Annotated in this window: 14 protein-coding genes, 3 rRNA genes and 1 other annotated feature; of the genes, 1 reads left to right on the top strand and 16 read right to left on the bottom strand. The window is 46.4% G+C overall.

Annotation, left to right across the window (positions count from 1 at the left end):
- Positions 1–101: 101 nt before the first annotated feature.
- The 16 genes from ilvC to M5E81_RS00190 form a co-directional block, all read right to left on the bottom strand.
- Positions 102–1,124, bottom strand: coding sequence for a ketol-acid reductoisomerase (gene ilvC, locus M5E81_RS00265; RefSeq protein ID WP_272881140.1), 1,023 nt, complete (start codon positions 1,122–1,124; stop codon positions 102–104).
- Positions 1,125–1,169: 45 nt separating this feature from the next.
- On the bottom strand, positions 1,170–2,840 hold the full coding sequence (ilvB, locus tag M5E81_RS00260) for a biosynthetic-type acetolactate synthase large subunit (RefSeq protein ID WP_249747572.1): 1,671 nt from the start codon (positions 2,838–2,840) through the stop codon (positions 1,170–1,172).
- 13 nt (positions 2,841–2,853) lie between these two features.
- Positions 2,854–3,075 (bottom strand): hypothetical protein, encoded by a 222-nt coding sequence (locus M5E81_RS00255; RefSeq protein ID WP_021719399.1) that lies wholly within the window; start codon positions 3,073–3,075, stop codon positions 2,854–2,856.
- Between the two features lie 99 nt (positions 3,076–3,174).
- Positions 3,175–3,396, bottom strand: a binding site (T-box leader).
- 283 nt (positions 3,397–3,679) lie between these two features.
- Positions 3,680–5,038, bottom strand: a complete 1,359-nt coding sequence (locus M5E81_RS00250) for a tagaturonate epimerase family protein (protein WP_249747571.1) — start codon at positions 5,036–5,038, stop codon at positions 3,680–3,682.
- Positions 5,039–5,531: 493 nt separating this feature from the next.
- On the bottom strand, positions 5,532–6,560 hold the full coding sequence (locus tag M5E81_RS00245; RefSeq protein WP_249747570.1) for a YeiH family protein: 1,029 nt from the start codon (positions 6,558–6,560) through the stop codon (positions 5,532–5,534).
- Positions 6,561–6,684: 124 nt separating this feature from the next.
- A complete protein-coding gene (gene rarD, locus M5E81_RS00240) occupies positions 6,685–7,563 on the bottom strand; it encodes an EamA family transporter RarD (RefSeq protein ID WP_009145377.1) in 879 nt (292 codons plus the stop codon).
- A gap of 88 nt (positions 7,564–7,651) precedes the next feature.
- Entirely contained in the window at positions 7,652–8,830 is a 1,179-nt protein-coding gene (locus tag M5E81_RS00235; RefSeq protein WP_249747569.1) for an MFS transporter, read from the bottom strand.
- Positions 8,831–8,842: 12 nt separating this feature from the next.
- Complete coding sequence (locus M5E81_RS00230) at positions 8,843–9,376, bottom strand: methylated-DNA--[protein]-cysteine S-methyltransferase (protein WP_040565060.1); 534 nt, start codon at positions 9,374–9,376, stop codon at positions 8,843–8,845.
- 55 nt (positions 9,377–9,431) lie between these two features.
- Positions 9,432–10,073 (bottom strand): DNA-3-methyladenine glycosylase family protein, encoded by a 642-nt coding sequence (locus M5E81_RS00225; protein ID WP_249747568.1) that lies wholly within the window; start codon positions 10,071–10,073, stop codon positions 9,432–9,434.
- 137 nt (positions 10,074–10,210) lie between these two features.
- The gene (locus M5E81_RS00220) at positions 10,211–10,798 is read right to left on the bottom strand and encodes a pyroglutamyl-peptidase I (protein ID WP_249747567.1); all 588 of its coding nucleotides are present in this window, start codon (positions 10,796–10,798) and stop codon (positions 10,211–10,213) included.
- Positions 10,795–11,766, bottom strand: a complete 972-nt coding sequence (locus M5E81_RS00215) for a hypothetical protein (protein ID WP_249747566.1) — start codon at positions 11,764–11,766, stop codon at positions 10,795–10,797. The genes M5E81_RS00220 and M5E81_RS00215 overlap by 4 nt, the downstream gene beginning before the upstream one ends.
- A gap of 71 nt (positions 11,767–11,837) precedes the next feature.
- Positions 11,838–13,193 (bottom strand): ADP-ribosylglycohydrolase family protein, encoded by a 1,356-nt coding sequence (locus M5E81_RS00210; RefSeq protein ID WP_249747565.1) that lies wholly within the window; start codon positions 13,191–13,193, stop codon positions 11,838–11,840.
- A 217-nt stretch (positions 13,194–13,410) separates the two neighbouring features.
- Positions 13,411–13,527: ribosomal RNA gene (rrf, locus tag M5E81_RS00205) — 5S ribosomal RNA — on the bottom strand.
- 189 nt (positions 13,528–13,716) lie between these two features.
- A 23S ribosomal RNA gene (locus M5E81_RS00200) occupies positions 13,717–16,622 on the bottom strand.
- 232 nt (positions 16,623–16,854) lie between these two features.
- Positions 16,855–18,512, bottom strand: a 16S ribosomal RNA gene (locus M5E81_RS00195).
- Together the 16S, 23S and 5S rRNA genes form the textbook arrangement of a ribosomal RNA operon.
- 392 nt (positions 18,513–18,904) lie before the next feature.
- Positions 18,905–19,789 carry a YitT family protein gene (locus tag M5E81_RS00190; RefSeq protein ID WP_249747564.1) on the bottom strand — a complete coding sequence of 295 codons (885 nt, stop codon included), beginning with the start codon at positions 19,787–19,789 and terminating at the stop codon, positions 18,905–18,907.
- 262 nt (positions 19,790–20,051) lie between these two features.
- Between M5E81_RS00190 and M5E81_RS00185 the strand changes: the two genes are divergently transcribed.
- Positions 20,052–20,360, top strand: coding sequence for a hypothetical protein (locus tag M5E81_RS00185; protein WP_249747563.1), 309 nt, complete (start codon positions 20,052–20,054; stop codon positions 20,358–20,360).
- Positions 20,361–20,406 lie beyond the last annotated feature (46 nt).

The raw sequence follows: 20,406 nt of genomic DNA, 5'->3' as shown, positions 1-20,406 counted from the left end.
TCGTAACCCCGACAGCTTTTTTATCTGTACGCTGACTTTAGCGGATTACGCTCTTTCCCTTATTTTTATTTTCTGCACTAAAAGTGCTTGTAAGCTGTTGATTATTTTTTCTTTAGGAAGCTCATCATGCCACGCAGTTGTGCGCCAACTTGTTCAGCCTGGGTTGCTCCAGCACGACGACGCATAGCGTTGAATTGCGGACGGCCGCATTGGTTTTCCAGTAACCATTTCTTAGCAAAGGTACCATCCTGGATTTCAGCCAGAACCTGTTTCATAGCAGCTTTGGTTTCAGCAGTGATGATGCGCGGACCGGTTACATAGTCGCCATATTCAGCGGTATCGGAGATGGAATGACGCATTTTAGCCATGCCGCCTTCATACATCAAGTCAACGATCAGCTTCATCTCATGCATGCATTCGAAGTATGCGCTTTCAGGCTCATAGCCTGCTTCTACCAAGGTTTCAAAGCCTGCGTTCATCAGAGCGCAAACGCCGCCGCAGAGAACTGCCTGCTCACCAAAGAGGTCGGTTTCGGTTTCTTCGCGGAAGGTGGTTTCCAGAGCGCCTGCACGGGTACCGCCAATGCCCTTAGCATAAGCCAGAGCCAGGTCATGAGCCTTACCGGTCGGGTTTTGGTAAGCAGTTACCAGAACGGGAACACCGCTGCCTTCGGTATAGGTACGACGAACCAGATGGCCGGGGCCTTTAGGAGCAACCATGAATACGTCTACATCAGCAGGAGGAACAATCTGACCGAAGTGAATGTTGAAGCCGTGTGCAAAAGCCAGTGCATTACCAGCCTCCAGGTTCGGAGCGATATCTTTTTTATATGTAGCAGCTTGCTTTTCATCAGGAATCAGCATCATGATGATATCGGCAGCCTTAGCAGCTTCTGCGGTAGTCATAACCTTCAGGCCGGCAGCTTCTGCCTTAGCTTTGGACTTAGAGCCTTCATACAGGCCTACAACTACGTTTACGCCGCTCTCCTGCAGGTTCAATGCATGTGCATGGCCTTGAGAACCATAACCGATAATAGCAACTGTTTTGCCATTCAATAATTCCAGATTCGCATCGTTGTCATAATACATTTTAACCATTGTTATTACCTCTTTCTTTTCCCTTATTTTAATATACAAATTTAATAAAAAATTTCCCTTATTTATAGCTGTTTATCTGCATCTGTTAATCTTGACGAAGTCATCTACCGCAGCACCGGCTGCCACCATAGGTTCTACCAGATCACCCTGCTCTACGATTACTTCAATCAGGAAGGGCTTGTCAGCCTCGCGTGCTGCCTTCAGCGCTTCCTTAAATTCCTTGCAGGTCGCTGCTCTGCGTCCGCCTGCACCACAGGAATGAGCAAAACCGATGAAGTCAAACTCAGTCAGCAGCGTATTGGAGTAATGCTCGTTGTAGAAGAGCTGCTGCCATTGACGGACCATGCCTAAGCAGCTGTTATTAATAACGATACTGATTAGCTTTTTGCCTTCACGAGCTGCCGTATACAGCTCCATGCCGGTCATCTTGAAGCCGCCGTCACCACAGATATGCACTACCTGCTTATCAGGCTCGGCAAAAGCTGCACCCAACGCGCCTGGGAGACCGAAACCCATCGTACCGCAACCACCGCTCGTCAGATGGTGACGCGGTTTATCGACAACTAAATGCTGTGCTGCCCACATCTGGTTCTGACCAACGTCAGTTACATAAATCGGATTTTCGCCTTCAAAGCTACGGCTCAGTTCCTTCATCATCCAGGGAGCTGTCAGGCGGTCGCCAGCCAGCAGGCTGCGGTCCTCTGTTGCATCCCAAGCCTTAATCTGCTGCCACCAATCGGCGTGTGCTGCCTTCTGCACCAACGGCAGCAGGCTTTGCAGTGTCTGCTTTACATCACCCATTACAGAAAGGCTTGTTGCTATATTTTTATCTATTTCCGTCGGGTCGATATCAAGCTGGATAATCGTCTTTTGTCCTACGTAACGGTTGCGGTCACCGGTTACGCGGTCGCTGAAGCGGCTGCCTGCGACTACTAGCACATCAGCCTGCGCTACAGCCATGTTGGAAGCGATATGACCATGCATGCCGGTCATGCCCAGGGAGCGTTCGTCAGACTCGGGATAAACGCCGATGCCCATCAGCGTATTTACTACCGGCAAATCAGCCTTTTGGGCCAGCTCCAGCAGTTCTTCCTGCGCGGCGCTGTTAACAGCGCCGCCGCCAACCAGCAGCACCGGGCGTTGCGCCTTGTTCAGCACCTCAGCTGCCTGCTGCAGCTGCTCCGCTGTTGCCTGTGGCAGCTCTTCCGCTGCAGAAGCTGCCTGCGGCTCGCTCCATTCCAGCTCCTCAACCTGTACGCTGCTGGGAATATCCACCAGCACAGGTCCCGGTCTGCCCTCCTGTGCCAAGGCAAATGCCTTGCGCAGTGCCGGCAGCAACTCTTCCTTGCTGCGTACCAGCATGTTGTATTTGGTAATCGGCATTGTAACGCCGACAATATCAATCTCCTGAAAGGAATCGCGTCCCAGCATGCTTACGCCAACCTGACCGGTAATCGCTACCAGCGGAATGGAATCAAGATAAGCAGTTGCCAGGCCGGTAACAATGTTTGTGGCACCGGGACCGGAGGTTACGATACATACGCCGGTTCTGCCGCTCGCACGGGCATAGCCGTCAGCTGCGTGAATAGCGCCCTGCTCATGTGCGGTCAGCACATTTTTCAGCGGTGCATCGTACAATGCATCATACAGCGGAATCACAGCACCTCCGGGATAACCGAATACTGTATCTACGCCCTGCTCCAAAAGGACCTTTACAATGGCTTCTGAGCCTTTCAGCTTCATCAGTCCGTCCCCCTTACGCCATAGTAGCTACAGACTCAACTGCAACCTGCTTAGCCAGCAGCTTGGCAACCTGAGCAGCAGCTACATCTGCCAGCTGGATTTCCAGCTTCAGACGATTTTCTTCTGCATCCATGCGCAGGGAACGTACCTGAGCACCTTGCTTGGAAAGCACACGCAATACACGCGGCAATAAAGTTTCATCATTCTGACCAGTTACCAATACCTTTTCAAACATTTTAATTCCTCCTATCAAGAACACCTGAATTTACTACTAAATCAATTATCTTTTAATGGACTTTTTAGGAGTAGTATTAAAAAAACGCCCCTGCATATATGCAGGGGCGTATAATACGCGGTACCACCCTAATTTATTACTTTCAGCACCAGTCCATCAACCGGCTCGGAAATAACGCATCCGTTGCGCATCAGTCTACTTGCAAAGCTTTCGCTGACGAGTTCATGGGTGATTTAATCAATAAGGCTTCGTACCGGTTTGCACCAGACACCGGCTCTCTAAAACTCTACGCTTATCTTTAGTCCCAATCATAACCTTTGGTTGTCAATTTGAAATTAATGATACTATACACCCATCTACATCGTTTGTCAACACCTTTTTGTAAAATTTTACATTTTTCTTCTTTTAGTCACTGTATATGAACATTTTCAGCCTTTTGTCTATTGTACACAAACTAATCAAACGATTACAAATTTCGCGCTACTTTTCAGTAGACAAAGTACACTAATATCCATTATACAAAAACACGTTAAAGACAGTGCTTTGTATCGTTTAAAACAAAAGACTTCCCAAAATTTTTTTGGGAAGCCCTTAAATTTTTATCTTAGATGTTCTTTAATTTAGCAGCAACATTCTCTTTGATTGCTGCAGCATATTCAGCATGATGCGCTTCCAGGAAAGCCTTCATGTCAGCAGCAACATTGCTTTCCTCCTTCGGATTCAGCGCCTTTCTGTAGCCAAGCACCAGTGCACGGTCAGCAGCATCTGCTGTAGCCTCACAGCCACAAGCAGCACACAGCTTGCCGAACAGGTCGGCATCCAGAGCTTTTACCAGCTCTATTGCGCTCATCCAGAGGATATTGTTCATTTTGAAATGAACCTTGCCCTTCAGATATTTCATAGCAGCAGCAGTATCGTTCATAGCGATATCCGCATTTTTAAAGCTCAGGCGATAGCCGAAGGTGTCGGCAATCTCGCAGTGCAGCTGCAGGTTATCGTTTACAGCCTCAGAGTCCTTCAGCGGGTCGAGGCAGATAGAGCTCAGCTTGATGCCGTTACGCTGCAGCTCGTTGCCGATCAGATAATGCTCCTGCGGAGTCAGCACCTTACCGGGCTTGGACAGATCCAGCTCAAAGTCAATATCCCACGGAGTATTTTTCAGATAAGAGTTGTAGATGAACTGGATATGCATAATTGCTTCGCCGTATTCCAGAACGATGCGGTGCAGCTGATTTTCGGTAAAAGTAATCTTGCTGGTGCCAACCTTGAACTCAGCGTTCAGATAGGACGCATGCAATGCTGCGCGGAAGGTTTCGTTGAACTGCTCAAAGCGTTTGTCAACAGCCTCGTCGGACAGCTTTTCAATGCCCAGGTCAATCTTATCGCTGCAGTCAAAGCCAATCATGCTGTAACCGTAAAGCAAAGCCTTCACGATTTCCTCTTCGGTTTTCAGGCCAGCAGCATTAGCGCCGTAGCCTTCCTTGTAGCCCTCTTCGAGCACGCCCCAGGTTGCGGTATCCACAGCCTGTACAAAATAGCGCTGCAGTGCCTCGCTGTCCTCGGTAGTAAAATCAACCAATACCGGTTTCAGCTGACGTTTACCAAACAGCTCCGCCACAACTGCATCTGCCTCGCCCAGCCAATCGCTGAAACCGATGCTGGCACCTTTAGTGCCGCAGGCAGTCGGTGCGGTCCATTTAACATAGCGGCGCACCAGCGCAGCATTATTTGCATTCAGTGCCATAACAGAAACATGTACGTCCTTAACGTCTGCTTCCTTTTCAACATCCTTCCACAGTGCGCTCAGCGCAGCTTCACCCTTTGCAGCAAAAGCCAGGCGCTTGCCTTCCTCAGCATTTACAAGTGCCAGCCAGTTACCCTGTACATCACACAAAGAAGTTTCTATAACTTCACCTGCAGCCTCACGCAAAGCTGCCAATGCATCCATTTGCTTTAATGCCATAACCTAATCTTCCTCCATTTACTTACAATTAGTCATAATAATATTATGAACAAAAATCGTCTATTACGCAAGCAAAAACTTTGCAGATAGCAAAAAAACTTGTGTTTGTATACAAAATACCACCGCAGCAATAGGAAATTATCTTGTTTTCCTGGAAAATATATCCTCCTTTTCCGATATTTAGTGTAAGGTTATCAACAGTATCAACAGACTTATCCACAGTTTTTGTGCATAACTTTTAATTATACAGAGTGTTATCCACCAGCCTCTGAGAAAAAAGTGGCTTGTTTACAAGGATTTTACACAATTATCAACATGTTATGCACAATCTGTGGATAACTTTAATAACAACTAGGGGGAGATTTCCACAACACTATATCTATGGGTCCAGCTTCGTCCCGCTCACAAGCAAAACAGCCTTTTAAAACGTCAAAAACAGCGAACAAACTATTATTTGTCGCTGTTTCCGATGCAAAATTAAATTTTATTCTGCTTACCAGAGATTAAGCAGATGCTGCAAAAGCAGGCTCACAAACGTAATAACTGCCCAACAGCCAAGACCGAGTCCCAAAGGCTTGCTGCTTGTTGTCACAAGCTTGACGATATTCGTATTCAGACCTACCGCAGCCATCGCCATAACGATAAAGAACTTGCTGAGCCATTTAAGCGGTGCAAAAACCTCTGCTACTACGCCCATGCTTGTCGCCAACGTAGTGATAAGCGAAGCCAGTACGAAGTACAGTATAAAGCTCGGCACAATGCTCCTGATATTAACTTCATGATTTGCCCCCTGTTCGCGCTTGCCTACGAGATAACCTAATACCAACGTAATCGGAATAATTGCCAGTGTACGCGTCAGCTTTACCGTCACCGCCTTATCCAAAGTTGCCGTGCCTAAGCCGAACATTGCATCCCAAGTCGCCGCCGTTGCCGTAACCGAAGAAGTATCGTTAACAGCAGTACCAGCAAAAATACCGAAGGCTTCACCGCTTGTTGTAGAAAATCCCAACACTGTACCCAACCAAGGAAAAAGCAGCGCTGCCAGCACATTGAAGAAAAATATAACGCTGATAGCCTGCGCCACCTCTTCATCATCTGCCTTGATGACAGGCGCTGTCGCAGCCACTGCACTGCCGCCACAGATAGACGAACCTACACCGATAAGTGTGGAAATCTTGCCAGGAATTTTCATCACCTTATGCAACACATAGGCCACAATAAGCGAAGTTGCAATCGTGCAGACGATAATCGGCAGAGACTGCTTACCAGTTGCCAGCACTACGGAAATATTCAGACCGAAGCCAAGCAGGATTACTGCGTATTGCAGCACCTTTTTGGATACAAAGCCTACACCGCTTTTAAACGCAGCCTCTACGGGCCACACAAGCGCTACCAGCATGCCTAAAAGAATTGCAAAGACAGGTGCACCGACAACAGGCACCAGCTTGCCTAAAAACCAGCACGGCACAGCCAAAACAGCACATAAAATAATACCGCGCCACTTATCTGAGAAAAAGCTCACTATAACACCTCCATAAAAAACAAATATAATTATAGCATAATCAGCATATATTTTCAAAAATGGGCATTATTGCTAAACGCAAACACTCCTGCCTCCAGGCCTTCAGCCTGCCTGCAGGAGTTTTTTATCTTCTTATCTGTGACCAGATGAATAGCGCCAGTCCCGCCCAAATGCAGCCAAAGGCTGTAGCAGTAGTACCGGTAAACGGTTCACCGTAAATCAGCACGCCTATCATCAGTGATATAGAAGGCGAAATATATTGTAAAAAGCCTACAATATTCAACGGCAGCTTACGCGCGCAGGCCGTAAAAAGGAGCATCGGTGTCGCCGTAACAGCGCCCGCACCTGCTAAAAGCAGCAGCGTATTCATATCACAGCTTTGATAAACAGTACCTTCGTTAATACTAAGGTAATATAAGTAGCCTGCAGCCAAAGGCGAAATCAATAATGTTTCCAACAGAATACTCGTCATCGGTTGGGCAATAATAATTTTTTTCAGTAAACCATAGAAGGCAAAGGTTAATGGCAGCGTCAGTGCTACCCAAGGCAGGCCGCCGTTATGGACAATAATCACACCAATGCCGACAGCAGCGCAGCTAACTGCTGCAATCTGCAGCTTAGCAAGGCGCTCACGCAGAAATACTACGCCAAAGAGCACATTCATCAGCGGGCTGATATAATAGCCCATGCTTGTTTCTACAATGCGTCCTGCTTCTACCGCCCAGATAAAAATCCCCCAGTTGAAGCTGATCATAATTGCTGCCAGCACCATGCAGCAGGCTGTCTTTTTCGTACTGAAAATCGCCTTGGTTTCCTGCATAAAGATGTTTAGCTTGCCTGTTGCCAATAACAAGAGAAAGACGAAAACGGCTGACCATAAAAAACGGTTCGCCAAAATTTCCATCGCCTCAACATGCTGCAGCAGCTTCCAGTATATCGGCAGCACGCCCCATAAAAGATAGGCTCCAAGACCATAAAAAATGCCAAGTCTGTAATTATCCATAAGAAAATACCCCTCTGTAAAAATTTATTATATGATTTACTAAAGACAAGCAGAAAGTTTCGAGGACCATTTTTCAGCATATGTTATTTTATTTTTGTAATTTTTTCGGTATCGGAATCCAAATAGCCGTAATTGCCGCTACAATCGGCAACCACACCAAAAGCTGCATAACCATCGGCAGACCAAACTTATCGGCCAGCACACCGAGAATTGTTACGCCAAAACCGCCTAAGCCAACGCTGAAACCGATTGTCAGACCGGATGCCATACCAACATTATTAGGCATCATGCACTGCGCAATGATAATCGTAGTTGCAAAGGAACCGATGATGCAAAAGCCTGCGATAACAACCGATGCCATAGCAAAAAGCTTAGTCGTAGCAATCGTAATACAGTAAATTGCCGGAATGCTCAGCGTAATAGAGCCTAAAAGAATTTTGCGTGCTCCCAGTCTGTCGCTCAAAATTGAACCGACATAGGTACCTGCCACACCGCCTAAAAGGAAGCCGGACACCAGGCTGCTGGAGAAAACTGCCTCAAAGCCGCGGAACGTCATAAAATACAACGGCAGATATGTTGAAATACCGCTGTGAATAGAAGAACGCATGAAGATATAGAACAGAATCAAAAAGAGCGCAAAATATGACATTTTTTCGCTTGTACCGTCAGCAGCCTTCTTGGCCTGCTGTACCTCATGCTCCTTGTTTACGCGGATATAATCCGGCATCGCCTTTGCCATCAGCAAGAATACTAGCAGTCCGGGAACAGCAAAATACATGGTGTTATGAATACCACCGGCCAAGCCTAAAAGAAAGGTCATAAATATAGAACCAACTGCCATACCGGCGTTACCGCCGATAGAAAACAAGCCCATGTTCTTCGTGCGGTTTGTATCATCACTCAAAAAATTGACTGTTTTAGAAGCCTGCGGGTGATAGGTAGCGCTCGCCAGGCTGATAAAAATAACCGTGCATAAAAGCAGCGTATAGCTGGGAACCCAGCCCACAAAGGCAAAGCCTGCACCTGCCAGCGCCGCACAAAGCGGCAGAAAGCGTGGCAGCGAGCGCCTGTCGGTAAGATAGCCGAAGGCCGGCTGAATAACGGATGACATAATATTTTGCAGCAGTACAATCGCTGCCAATTGTGAATAGCTCAAGGAAAACAGCTCCTTCAGCTGCGGTAAAACGATAGGCAGAGCCCCCGCCTGCATATCGGTAACAAGATGTCCCAATGCCAACGCGACAACAGGATAATACATTTTATTCATATAAAAACTCCTTTATAACGCTGTGCCCTTTGTCGGTACAGTTAATTTACTCATATCTGTCTTTTCTATCTCTAACAAACGCACCTTGCGCCACATACCGCCGCCATAGCCGGTAAGGCTGCCATCAGCGCCTATTACGCGATGGCAGGGAATAATAATGCAGAGCGGATTACGGCCCACTGCACCGCCTACAGCCTGCGCCGACATACGTGCAAGACCACGCTGCGCTGCAATTTCGCACGCAATATCGCCGTAAGTAATGAGGGTGCCATAAGGGATTTTTTGCAATATCTTCCAGACACTTTTCTGAAAATCACTGCCGGTAAATTGCAAAGGTACATTTACCTTCGGCTCGCAGCCTGCGAAATATTCAGCCAGCCACTTTTCGGCACGTGCAAAAACAGGCAGCTCCGCATTTTGCGCATCTTGAATATCTTTATCGCCATAATGCTTATCGTCTGCAAACCATAGACCGGTTAACCTTTCACCATCGCTGCGTAAAGTTATTTCGCCTAAAGGCGAGGAAATTTTTTTATAGTACAACATCTTCAACCTCATTTATTTTGCGTGGTAGCACTAAGGGGAATAGAACCCTTATAATTTAACGTTTTTTCGCAGGCGCATAATCCTTCATACCCTCTATCGCACCGCCGGCAATCTCCCAAAGGTAGATGGCTGCCGTACTGCCGTAGGGACTATAGCGCTTTTGGTATTTGGCAAACAGCTCACGCGTAATTTTGCGGTGATGGTACAGCATCCGTAAACCGCGCTGAATTGCCAAGTCGTCATAGCTTAAAATATCCGGTCGCTGCAGGCAGAACAGCAAAATCATTTCTGCCGTCCATTTACCGATACCCTTCAGGCTGCTCAGAGCTGTAATTGCCTCTGCATCATTCATATGCTCCACGGCCTGCAAATCAAACTCGCCGCTAACAATTTTGTCCGCAAAATCCTTGATGTATTCTGCCTTACGCAGACTCATACCCAAACCCTGTAGCTCCTCAGCCGACGCAGCATGCACCGTAAAAGGTGTAACAACTTTCAGCCTTGCCTTCAAACGCGCCCAAACAGTTGCCTGTGCCTTAGATGATATCTGCTGACCGACAATATGACGTACAACAGCGGCAAATAAATCAGCGTCCAGCTTGCGCTCGATATGACCGATTTGCTCTATAGCCCACGCCAGCTTTTTATCCTTGCGCTTAAGATAATTTATTTCTGTTTCGCCATATTGAAAGTACATCGCTGCACCTGCCTTCTGAAAGTATAATGATATTATAACGCTTACTAAGCAAAAAGAATAGCGGATAAGCATACAAATTCAGCAGAAGCTTTGTGAAAAAAGAAAAAGCCAGACAGCTTCGTGCTGTATGGCTCATATTAAAGACGCTCGATAATAGCTTTTAAAATTGCGCTGGTTTCCTCTAAAGGTCTAGCAAGCCTCTCGTCAAACACCATTTCCGGCAGGAGCGGCACATGTACAAAGCCAACCTTCGTTGTCGTACCGGCGTAGGCATGGGCAGCACGGTAAAAAATTTCGTTGCAGACATAGCCGCCGGAAGCGAACTCCAGCTGTACGGGCAACTTCTGCGCACGTAAAGAGCGGACTATTTCATGTACAGGAATCGTAGCAAAGTAGGCGGCGGGGGCGTCAGCAAGAATTGGCTCATTCCATGGCCTGCGTCCCATATTATCCTCGATAAGCGCATCCTTGATGTTTAATGCCGCAAGATTGATATCTATTTTCGTCGTGCCGCTGTTCATGCCCGTCATAAGGATGACGTCAGGCTGCACGCGCTGTGCTTCCTCGAGCAGCAGGCGCGGCGCAAGGCCAAAGATGTTAGGCACGCGCAGCTTATGAATATGATAGTTATTTATAGTTTCAGGTAAAGCCTGTACGACTTCCCACGATGGATTCATTATGTAATGAGCGAAGGGGTCGAAGGCTGTGAGGAGAAGAGATTTCATTTCAATGCCTTCCGCATATATTCCGTCCAATAGCTAATGCTATCAGAAACAATATTTGTTGCTGCATCAGACATAGCAAACTTGAACAATTCTTCTGGCGATATACATTTTATATTTTCATTATTGGAATCAAGATTTTTTACTGTTCCTTCGCTCGTAAATAAGAAAACCTTGCCTTGCAAATGCCTAAAGTCGTTTGCATCAATATCTACATTACCTTTTTTAACTTGAATATATACATGACTTCTATCTTCAGGATCAAGTAAAATACATTCATAAAGTTCTGTAGATTTCTTATTGGTTGACGGAATCACTATATATTTATATTCATAGGACAAGTACGCACACACCAAATCTTCGCAATCAGTTGGAGAAAGCAAATCATAAAATTCCTCTGGATTAGCTTCAATAGTCAATCCTTGATAATGCTCTTTGCCTATTTTAGTATTATAGTAGTGTTGAGAAAATATTTGCACTGCTTCAGAATTTATGCGTTGTAAAGTTCTTCCTTTAATAAATGCCGTTGCTACAAACCCAGGTACTGTAGATTCATCACCAACTGCCAACCATTCGATATCTGTTCGTTGAATAGCTGCATCTTTTTGTAAATTATCCTGATTGATCTTATAGATCCATTGACTTGTGTCTCCAACTCTACCAAGATAATAAATGCCTTTATAGCGAATCCACACTAAATCATCAGGCTTGACTTCCCAGTATAACTTACGCACAGTAGCAGGAACATACGATTTACCATCATAAACCTTCCACTTCTTAATCAGCTTCTCATAATCTTTATAAGAATGTATATTTACACGTTGTTCACAAATTTTCTTTTTCCTAGCTTCGGTAAAATTTTCGATGTGTCGGTCAGTAATAGACCATCCCATAGCCATCACCTTATTTTTAAGGCAAATATCAGCGCAATTACCACCACTAGTATTAACGTGTAATCTCCAAATAGTCAAAATCAATCATCTCCCATCCCTAATACATACGAAAGAACAACCAAAGGCTTGTCATTGTCAGTATGCCCATCTTAAGATTCTTCAAACCATTCTGCATCTCCGCATAGATATTTCACAAAGCGATAATAAGCACTTACCTGCAATTTATCAAGATATTTTAAGGCTTTATGCTCAATATGTAACGGTACACCATAATAAGCACCTGCAACCGCGCCTGTAATAGCAGCAATTGTATCACTATCACCTCCTATAGATATGGCATTTCTGATCGCATCTTCAAAATCAGTCGCTTCGAAAAAAGCTTTTAATGCCTGCGGTACAGTTTCCTGACACGTTTCATTGAATTCGTAGTCAGCTCGTATCTCGTCTAACGTAAAATTCATCGGATAGTACTCAGCATTTATCACAGCAAAAATTTCTTCTTTTTTGCTTTCGTGCAAAGCCATATAGGCTGCAACTGCAGTAGCTTCAGCACCTTTTATACCTTCCGGATGATTATGCGTTACGCTGGTAACTATCCTAGAGAGCTCTTTTACTTCTTCCAAAGATTTAGCAAAATATACTACAGGACTAACGCGCATCGCCGAGCCATTACCAAAACTATTATACGGTTGGGGATTATTCGAGCAGAGCCAATCAGAAAACATACTACCGTAACCTGCTTTAGGATATTTCATTCCCCAAAGCTGCATTTGTTTTATGGTTTCAGCAGCAAGTTTGCTGTAATCTTTCTCACATTCTACCAAAGCACTCGCAACAGCCAAAGTCATCATGCTATCATCAGTTGGGCAGCAATGCTCGGAGAATAAAGGAAAATCTTTCGTTTTTATTTCATTAAATTCATATACAGAACCAACGATATCGCCAACAACAGCACCTAACACACGACTCATCCTTCTTTTAGCAAAAGCTACTTCCTTCCAGTCAATCCCTTCAACATGCATGACTTCTGTACTTTCCTCTTTTTTCGCAAACACTTCCTCAGTTATCTCTTTCCAGTTCCAATCTGACGGAGCTTTTCCTTCAATACACACTATAGCGAAGACAGAAACTGCCATATCATAGTCGCACGCTCCATCTGGTGCTTCAAGAACATAGATATGATTATTGCCCTCTTTATCCATTTTGCCATACTCAACACGATAGTTTTTCTTGATATGTACGCCATCATAGCGAATATATCCTTCAACCAGACTTTGGATGAAGTCGACGGGTCTATCTGCAATTACATCAAGATTTACGCAGATGAATTCGTCCATGACAGGGCGCATATTACACATATACTTCATGATTTTGTCTTCAAACTCATATACATTCATATATGAATTGATGTTAAGCACACATGGAGCTGCTCCCTTGCACTGCATTCTTTTGCAAGGAATAATTTCCATATTACTGCCGCTAGATTTCATTTCTTCGTAAGTCATACTTGTCACCTCGTAACTAACACACCAGAAACGCATACTTCACTATTGAAATACGCTTCCATAAATTATATTCACCTATAGTTACGTTGCACGATTAAAATTTCGCCCGGTTTTGGGAAATTTTCTTTAGATGTTATACACTAGCCAAAAAGAAAATGTAAATTATGCTTTCCCATAGCAAAAGAACCTGTACCATTGGTACAGGTTCTTTTTTTCTAACCGGCAGCTATCTATCCTCCCAGGCCGCTTCCAGCCAAGTACTTTCGACGTATAAGGGCTTAACTACTGTGTTCGGGATGGGAACAGGTGGATCCCCTTAGCCATCACCACCGGATTATTTAATTTTGAGGTTTGTACCCTCAAAACTTCAACAGAAGAATGAACCGTTAAGTTCTTTTTAACGTTTTGTTTAAGCTGACTTCTTCATCGAAAACCGCTCCTTATTCAGTCGCTGTTTTCGATGTTTGCACAACCTTTTCGATTTCTCGCTTCGCTTTGCTTGCGACAAATCGGGTCTTTGCTTCAAGTCAAGCCCTCGACATATTAGTATCGGTCCGCTGAATACATTACTGTACTTACACTCCCGACCTATCAACCTCGTCTTCTCCAAGGTGTCTTACTAGATTGCTCTATGAGAGATCTCATCTTAAGGCTGGTTTCACGCTTAGATGCTTTCAGCGTTTATCCTTTCCGAACGTAGCTACCCAACTATACCTCTGGCGAGATAATTGGTACACCATTGGTTCGTCCACTCCGGTCCTCTCGTACTAGGAGCAGCCCCCTTCAAATCTCTTGCGCCCGCGATGGATAGGGACCGAACTGTCTCACGACGTTCTGAACCCAGCTCACGTACCACTTTAATGGGCGAACAGCCCAACCCTTGGGACCGACTTCAGCCCCAGGATGTGATGAGCCGACATCGAGGTGCCAAACCTCCCCGTCGATATGGACTCTTGGGAGAGATTAGCCTGTTATCCCCAGGGTAGCTTTTATCCGTTGAGCGATGGCCCTTCCACTTGGATGCCACCGGATCACTAAGCCCTACTTTCGTACCTGATTGCCGTGTTTGGCTCTCAGTCAAGCTCCCTTCTGCCTTTACACTCTTCGCGCGATTTCCGGCCGCGCTGAGGGAACCTTTGGGCGCCTCCGTTACTCTTTGGGAGGCGACCGCCCCAGTCAAACTGCCCGCCTGACACTGTCCCGAGTTTCGTTACTCCTACGGTTAGAATTCCGATACATCAAGGGTGGTATCCCAACGGCGGCTCCACGAAGACTAGCGTCCTCGCTTCCATGCCTCCCACCTATCCTGTACGTGATGTATCAGAACCCAATGTCAGGTTACAGTAAAGCTCCATGGGGTCTTTCTGTCCAGTCGCGGGTAACCTGCATCTTCACAGGTACTTCAATTTCACCGGGTCCCTCGTTGAGACAGTGCCCAAATCGTTACACCTTTCGTGCGGGTCGGAACTTACCCGACAAGGAATTTCGCTACCTTAGGACCGTTATAGTTACGGCCGCCGTTCACCGGGGCTTCGGTCGAATGCTTTGGATTGCTCCGGACATCCTTCCTTAACCTTCCGGCACTGGGCAGGTGTCAGCACCTATACGTCAGATTTCTCTTTAGCAGGCACCTGTGTTTGTGGTAAACAGTCGCTTGGGCCTCTTCTCTGCGACCGCCTCATGCTCCGTCTGTTCAGACTTCACAACAGCGGCTACCCTTATCCCGAAGTTACGGGTACATTTTGCCGAGTTCCTTAACGAGGGTTCTCCCGCGCACCTTAGGATTCTCTCCCCGCATACCTGTGTCGGTTTACGGTACGGGCGGTAATTCTCTAACTAGAAGCTTTTCTCGACAGTGTGGGGTCAGCAGCTTCAGTTCCGTTTCCGGAACCTCCACATCACGCCTCAGACTCACAGGACGCGGATTTGCCTGCGTCCCATCCTACACGCTTGTACAGGAACAACCAATCTCCTGCCTGCCTGCCCTCCTGTGTCACTCCATCGCTCAAACAATCATTACCGGTACTGGAATATCTGCCAGTTGTCCATCTCCTACGCTCCATGCCTCGGATTAGGTCCCGACTTACCCTGGGACGACGATCGTTGCCCAGGAATCCTTATGCTTTCGGTGGAATGGATTCTCACCATTCTTTTCGCTACTCATACCAACATTCTCACTTCTGTGAAGTCCACCGTTCCTTACAGAACGACTTCAGCCCTCACAGAACGCTCCCCTACCCCACGACATATGTCGTAGCCACAGCTTCGGTTTCGTACTTTAGCCCCGGTAATCTTCGGCGCAGGGTCTCTCGACCAGTGAGCTATTACGCACTCTTTAAATGGTGGCTGCTTCTAAGCCAACATCCTGGTTGTTTTAGAAACCCCACATCCTTTTCCACTTAGTACGACATTGGGGACCTTAGCTGGTGGTCTGGGCTGTTTCCCTTTTGACCACGGATCTTATCACTCGTAGTCTGACTCCCAAGCTCTACAGTATAACCATTCGGAGTTTGACAGGGTTCGGTAACCTTTATGGCCCCTAGCCCGATCAGTGCTCTACCGCCTATACTTACTACTTGAGGCTAGCCCTAAAGCTATTTCGGGGAGAACCAGCTATCTCCGCGTTCGATTGGAATTTCACCTCTACCCACATCTCATCCTAAAGCTTTTCAACGCTCACAGGTTCGGTCCTCCACGCAATTTTACCTGCGCTTCAACCTGGACATGGGTAGATCACTGCGGTTTCGGGTCTACGTACACTAACTATCCGCCCTCTTAAGACTCGCTTTCGCTTCGGCTCCGTGTCTTCCACTTAACCTCGCTAGTGCACGTAACTCGTTGGTTCATTCTTCAATAGGCACGCCGTCGCTTTCGCTCCGACTGCTTGTAGACATACGGTTTCAGGTTCTCTTTCACTCCCCTCCCGGGGTTCTTTTCACCTTTCCCTCACGGTACTATGCGCTATCGGTCGCCATTCAGTGTTTAGGGTTGGAGGGTGGTCCCCCCGGCTTCCCACAAGATTCCTCGTGCCTCGTGGTACTCTGGATACTGCTCATCTCTCCGGTCTTTAACCTACGTGGCTTTTACACTGTATTGCCTACCTTTCCAGGTAGTTCGGATAGACCATTAAGACTAAATGCAGTCCTCAACCCCGGCGAGCCGTAGCTCACCGGTTTGCCCTCTGCCCTCTTCGCTCGCCGCTACTGTGGGCATCTCGTTTGATTTCTCTTCCTCCGGGTACTTAGATGTTTCAGTTCCCCGGGTTCCCTTCCTTTCGGATACCTGCCCATGACGGCAGGTGGGTTTCCCCATTCGGACATCTACAGATCAATACTTGCTTGCAGTTCCCCGTAGCTTTTCGCAGCTTACCGCGTCCTTCATCGGCTGATGGCGCCTAGGCATCCGCCGTATGCCCTTAGTAGCTTGACTTTTTCAGCTTACTAAGAACTTTGCGTTCCTAGATCTCGTTAACTCATTCTCTTTGCTTTCGCATTGATTAGAGGTGCCTTGTCATCTCATCAACAACAAGGACTTTTATTCTTCTGTTTGAAGTTTTCAAGGTACAATAGAAGGATTTGAACCTTCAAAACTAAACATTAACCTAAGCGAATGTGCGTCGACTTGTCGTACGAACAAGTTTCCTTGCTCATGTACTCCATAGAAAGGAGGTGATCCAGCCGCACCTTCCGATACGGCTACCTTGTTACGACTTCACCCCAATCATCGGCCCCACCTTAGACGGCTGGCTCCTTACGGTTACCCCACCGGCTTCGGGTGTTACCAACTTTCGTGGTGTGACGGGCGGTGTGTACAAGGCCCGGGAACGTATTCACCGCAGTATGCTGACCTGCGATTACTAGCGATTCCGACTTCATGCAGGCGAGTTGCAGCCTGCAATCCGAACTGGGATCGGGTTTCTGGGGTTTGCTCTGCCTCACGGCTTTGCTTCCCTCTGTTGCCGACCATTGTAGTACGTGTGTAGCCCAAGACATAAGGGGCATGATGACTTGACGTCATCCCCGCCTTCCTCCAAGTTGTCCTTGGCAGTCTCCTATGAGTCCCCGGCATTACCCGCTGGTAACATAGGATAGGGGTTGCGCTCGTTGCGGGACTTAACCCAACATCTCACGACACGAGCTGACGACAGCCATGCACCACCTGTTTTCATGTCCCCGAAGGGAAAGCTCCATCTCTGGAGCGGTCATTCAATGTCAAGCCTTGGTAAGGTTCTTCGCGTTGCGTCGAATTAAACCACATACTCCACCGCTTGTGCGGGCCCCCGTCAATTCCTTTGAGTTTCATCCTTGCGGACGTACTCCCCAGGCGGGGTACTTATTGCGTTAACTCCGGCACAGAAGGGGTCGATACCTCCTACACCTAGTACCCATCGTTTACGGCCAGGACTACCGGGGTATCTAATCCCGTTCGCTACCCTGGCTTTCGCATCTCAGCGTCAGACACAGTCCAGAAAGGCGCCTTCGCCACTGGTGTTCCTCCCAATATCTACGCATTTCACCGCTACACTGGGAATTCCCCTTTCCTCTCCTGCACTCAAGTCTTCCAGTATCCAGAGCCATACGGGGTTGAGCCCCGCATTTTCACTCCAGACTTAAAAAACCGCCTACATGCTCTTTACGCCCAATAATTCCGGACAACGCTCGCCACCTACGTATTACCGCGGCTGCTGGCACGTAGTTAGCCGTGGCTTATTCGTTTACTACCGTCATTACAAGTCATTATTCACAACCTGCACATTCGTCATAAACAAAAGAGCTTTACGGAACGAATTCCTTCATCACTCACGCGGCATTGCTCCGTCAGGCTTTCGCCCATTGCGGAAGATTCCCCACTGCTGCCTCCCGTAGGAGTCTGGGCCGTGTCTCAGTCCCAATGTGGCCGTTCATCCTCTCAGACCGGCTACTGATCATCGCCTTGGTAGGCCATTACCCCACCAACTAGCTAATCAGACGCAGGCCCATCCTCTAGCGATAGCTTATAAATAGAGGCCATCTTTCACAGCATCCTCATGCGAGATTGCTGTCACATTCGGTATTAGCACCCCTTTCGGGATGTTGTCCCCATCTAGAGGGCAGGTTGCCCACGCGTTACTCACCCGTTCGCCACTAAGAAAGTTCAACACCTAATACTTCAACCGCCGTGTTAGTTCATGCTTTTAATGCGTAGTAAAAATTGCTTCGCAATTTTTACCGCTACACTTCAGCGGATGAAATACTTGGTGTTGAACTTTCTCCGTTCGACTTGCATGTGTTAGGCATGCCGCCAGCGTTCGTCCTGAGCCAGGATCAAACTCTCCAATAAAGTTTATTGAAGAACTAATCTAGCTCTTATTATTTAAAAAAGAAGTTATTTGACTTGGTCTTGCGCTTTCGCGCTCGACCCGCACATTCGCTTTTTTCTAGGTTTAATGTTCAGTTTTCAAGGTTCACTCTGTTGCGTCTGTTCGCAACTTTGTTGTTTGTGTTTGTCGCTGTATCCCGGCGACTTGTATATAATACCACGTGGGCAAGGTAATGTCAACACCTTTTTTACAACTTTTTTAAGATTTTTTAGTGAAACACTTGGATTCGTGGACAAATAAAGTATCATGTATACACGCTTTGAAGCACCTGAAAAAACTTCAAAATTTCTATAAAAATCTACGAAAAATCGCTAAAAACACCTTGCAAAACTTCATTTTTCGGTAAAAATTTCTATAATCTTTTTTCAAAATTTCCTATCACCGATACATTTTCGTATTCAATAATAAAGATATTCGGATCACATTCTTCCAGTAAATGACGTAATTTCATCGACTCAACCTTAGAAACAACTGTCAAAAGCACATTGGTATCCTCACCGCTATAGGCACCTATGCCCTTAATTTTAGTTACACCACGATGTACAGCAGCAAAAATAACCTCTTCTACCAAATCTATTTTAGTAATTACAATCATCGTTACCGTAATACTTGGCAGATAAGCCTTATCCAGAACAACGGAAGTAATCACAGCAAAGAAGATGGAGTAGACTGCCGCAGCTACATCATATAATAGAATACAGCTGCCAAAGACAAAGATATTAATAATATTGAAGACCTTACCTACACTCATATTGTGATACCGGTGCATCAGCAGCAGTCCCAGAATGCCCTCACCGCCGCCGCTGCCCTTGCTCATCAGCGTCATGCCGCATCCCAGGCCGCACAGGATACCGCCTGCCAGACAAGCCGCAATCGTATCGGGCAGATAATTATGTTCCGCAACAGGCACAAGGCTCAGCAATACGCTGTAGCTTGTAATGCAGACAGCAGATTTCACTAAAAAATCCTTGCCGAACTTACGTATAGCCAGCAACATCAGGGGTATATTCAGGAGAAAATAGATAATGCCGATATAGTTATCGGTAACAAAGCTCAGTCCCAGGACGTTTCTCATAAAATATCCCAGCAGCTGTGCTATCCCTAAAAAGCCTCCATTATAAAGATTACATGGCAAAATGAACATATTAAAGCCGATGGAATATACCAGCGAGCCGCCTATAATCAGGCACAGGGATTTCAAGGAAAGAAATTGTTTCAGATAGGTAACAGCCTTCATGCTACAGCCTCCTTTGCCGACTGACGGGGAAGGGGGTTGATTAATAACTACTATTATAATAACGTAAAATCTTCTCTTTGCGTATTAACCAAGTAAAAAAAGCACTTTTTTTATATCCAAATAAGTAAAATGCTAAAGTCTTTACAATTTTTTCTGCTTAGTTTTTGTAAATCAGATAAAATCGTCATAATTTCGCCATATACTGCCTTTATAATAAAAGCAACAAAGGTAAACAACCACTTTAAGAAAGAAGGTGCCAAATATGATGACAACATTAACCAAGTATATGAAGAAAACCACAGCAATTGCTATGGCTGCCATGGTGCTCTCTCTGCCGCTGGCAAGCGTAGCATCCGCTCACGAAAGGCACGATGCTCCGCCACCGCGTCATTCAGACCGCTATGACAGACACGACCGCTACGACAAGAATGATCGTTATGACAGACATGACCGCTATGACAAGCGTTATAAGAACGACAATTACGTAACGAAAAAGGACAGCAACAAAAAAGCTACCACCAGCTTCATCATCGGTGCTGTACTGGGTGCGGTAATTGCCAAAAACACCTGATTAACATCCTTCTTTTCATCCTCATCACTCATACACAAAAAGAGCT

This window comes from Phascolarctobacterium succinatutens (genome assembly GCF_023497905.1).
Classification (GTDB): Bacteria; Bacillota; Negativicutes; order Acidaminococcales; family Acidaminococcaceae; genus Phascolarctobacterium_A; species Phascolarctobacterium_A succinatutens.
The sequence above is the reverse complement of the archived record's forward strand: the minus strand, read 5'-3'. Positions and strand labels throughout refer to the sequence as shown.

Coding starts and splice junctions, on each gene's coding strand:
- ilvB (WP_249747572.1), bottom strand. CDS start 2,840: ATGAAGCTGAAAGGCTCAGAAGCCATTGTAAAGGTCCTTTTGGAGCAG.
- M5E81_RS00255 (WP_021719399.1), bottom strand. CDS start 3,075: ATGTTTGAAAAGGTATTGGTAACTGGTCAGAATGATGAAACTTTATTG.
- M5E81_RS00250 (WP_249747571.1), bottom strand. CDS start 5,038: ATGGCATTAAAGCAAATGGATGCATTGGCAGCTTTGCGTGAGGCTGCA.
- rarD (WP_009145377.1), bottom strand. CDS start 7,563: ATGGATAATTACAGACTTGGCATTTTTTATGGTCTTGGAGCCTATCTT.
- M5E81_RS00235 (WP_249747569.1), bottom strand. CDS start 8,830: ATGAATAAAATGTATTATCCTGTTGTCGCGTTGGCATTGGGACATCTT.
- M5E81_RS00230 (WP_040565060.1), bottom strand. CDS start 9,376: ATGTTGTACTATAAAAAAATTTCCTCGCCTTTAGGCGAAATAACTTTA.
- M5E81_RS00225 (WP_249747568.1), bottom strand. CDS start 10,073: ATGTACTTTCAATATGGCGAAACAGAAATAAATTATCTTAAGCGCAAG.
- M5E81_RS00220 (WP_249747567.1), bottom strand. CDS start 10,798: ATGAAATCTCTTCTCCTCACAGCCTTCGACCCCTTCGCTCATTACATA.
- M5E81_RS00210 (WP_249747565.1), bottom strand. CDS start 13,193: ATGACTTACGAAGAAATGAAATCTAGCGGCAGTAATATGGAAATTATT.
- M5E81_RS00190 (WP_249747564.1), bottom strand. CDS start 19,789: ATGAAGGCTGTTACCTATCTGAAACAATTTCTTTCCTTGAAATCCCTG.
- M5E81_RS00185 (WP_249747563.1), top strand. CDS start 20,052: ATGATGACAACATTAACCAAGTATATGAAGAAAACCACAGCAATTGCT.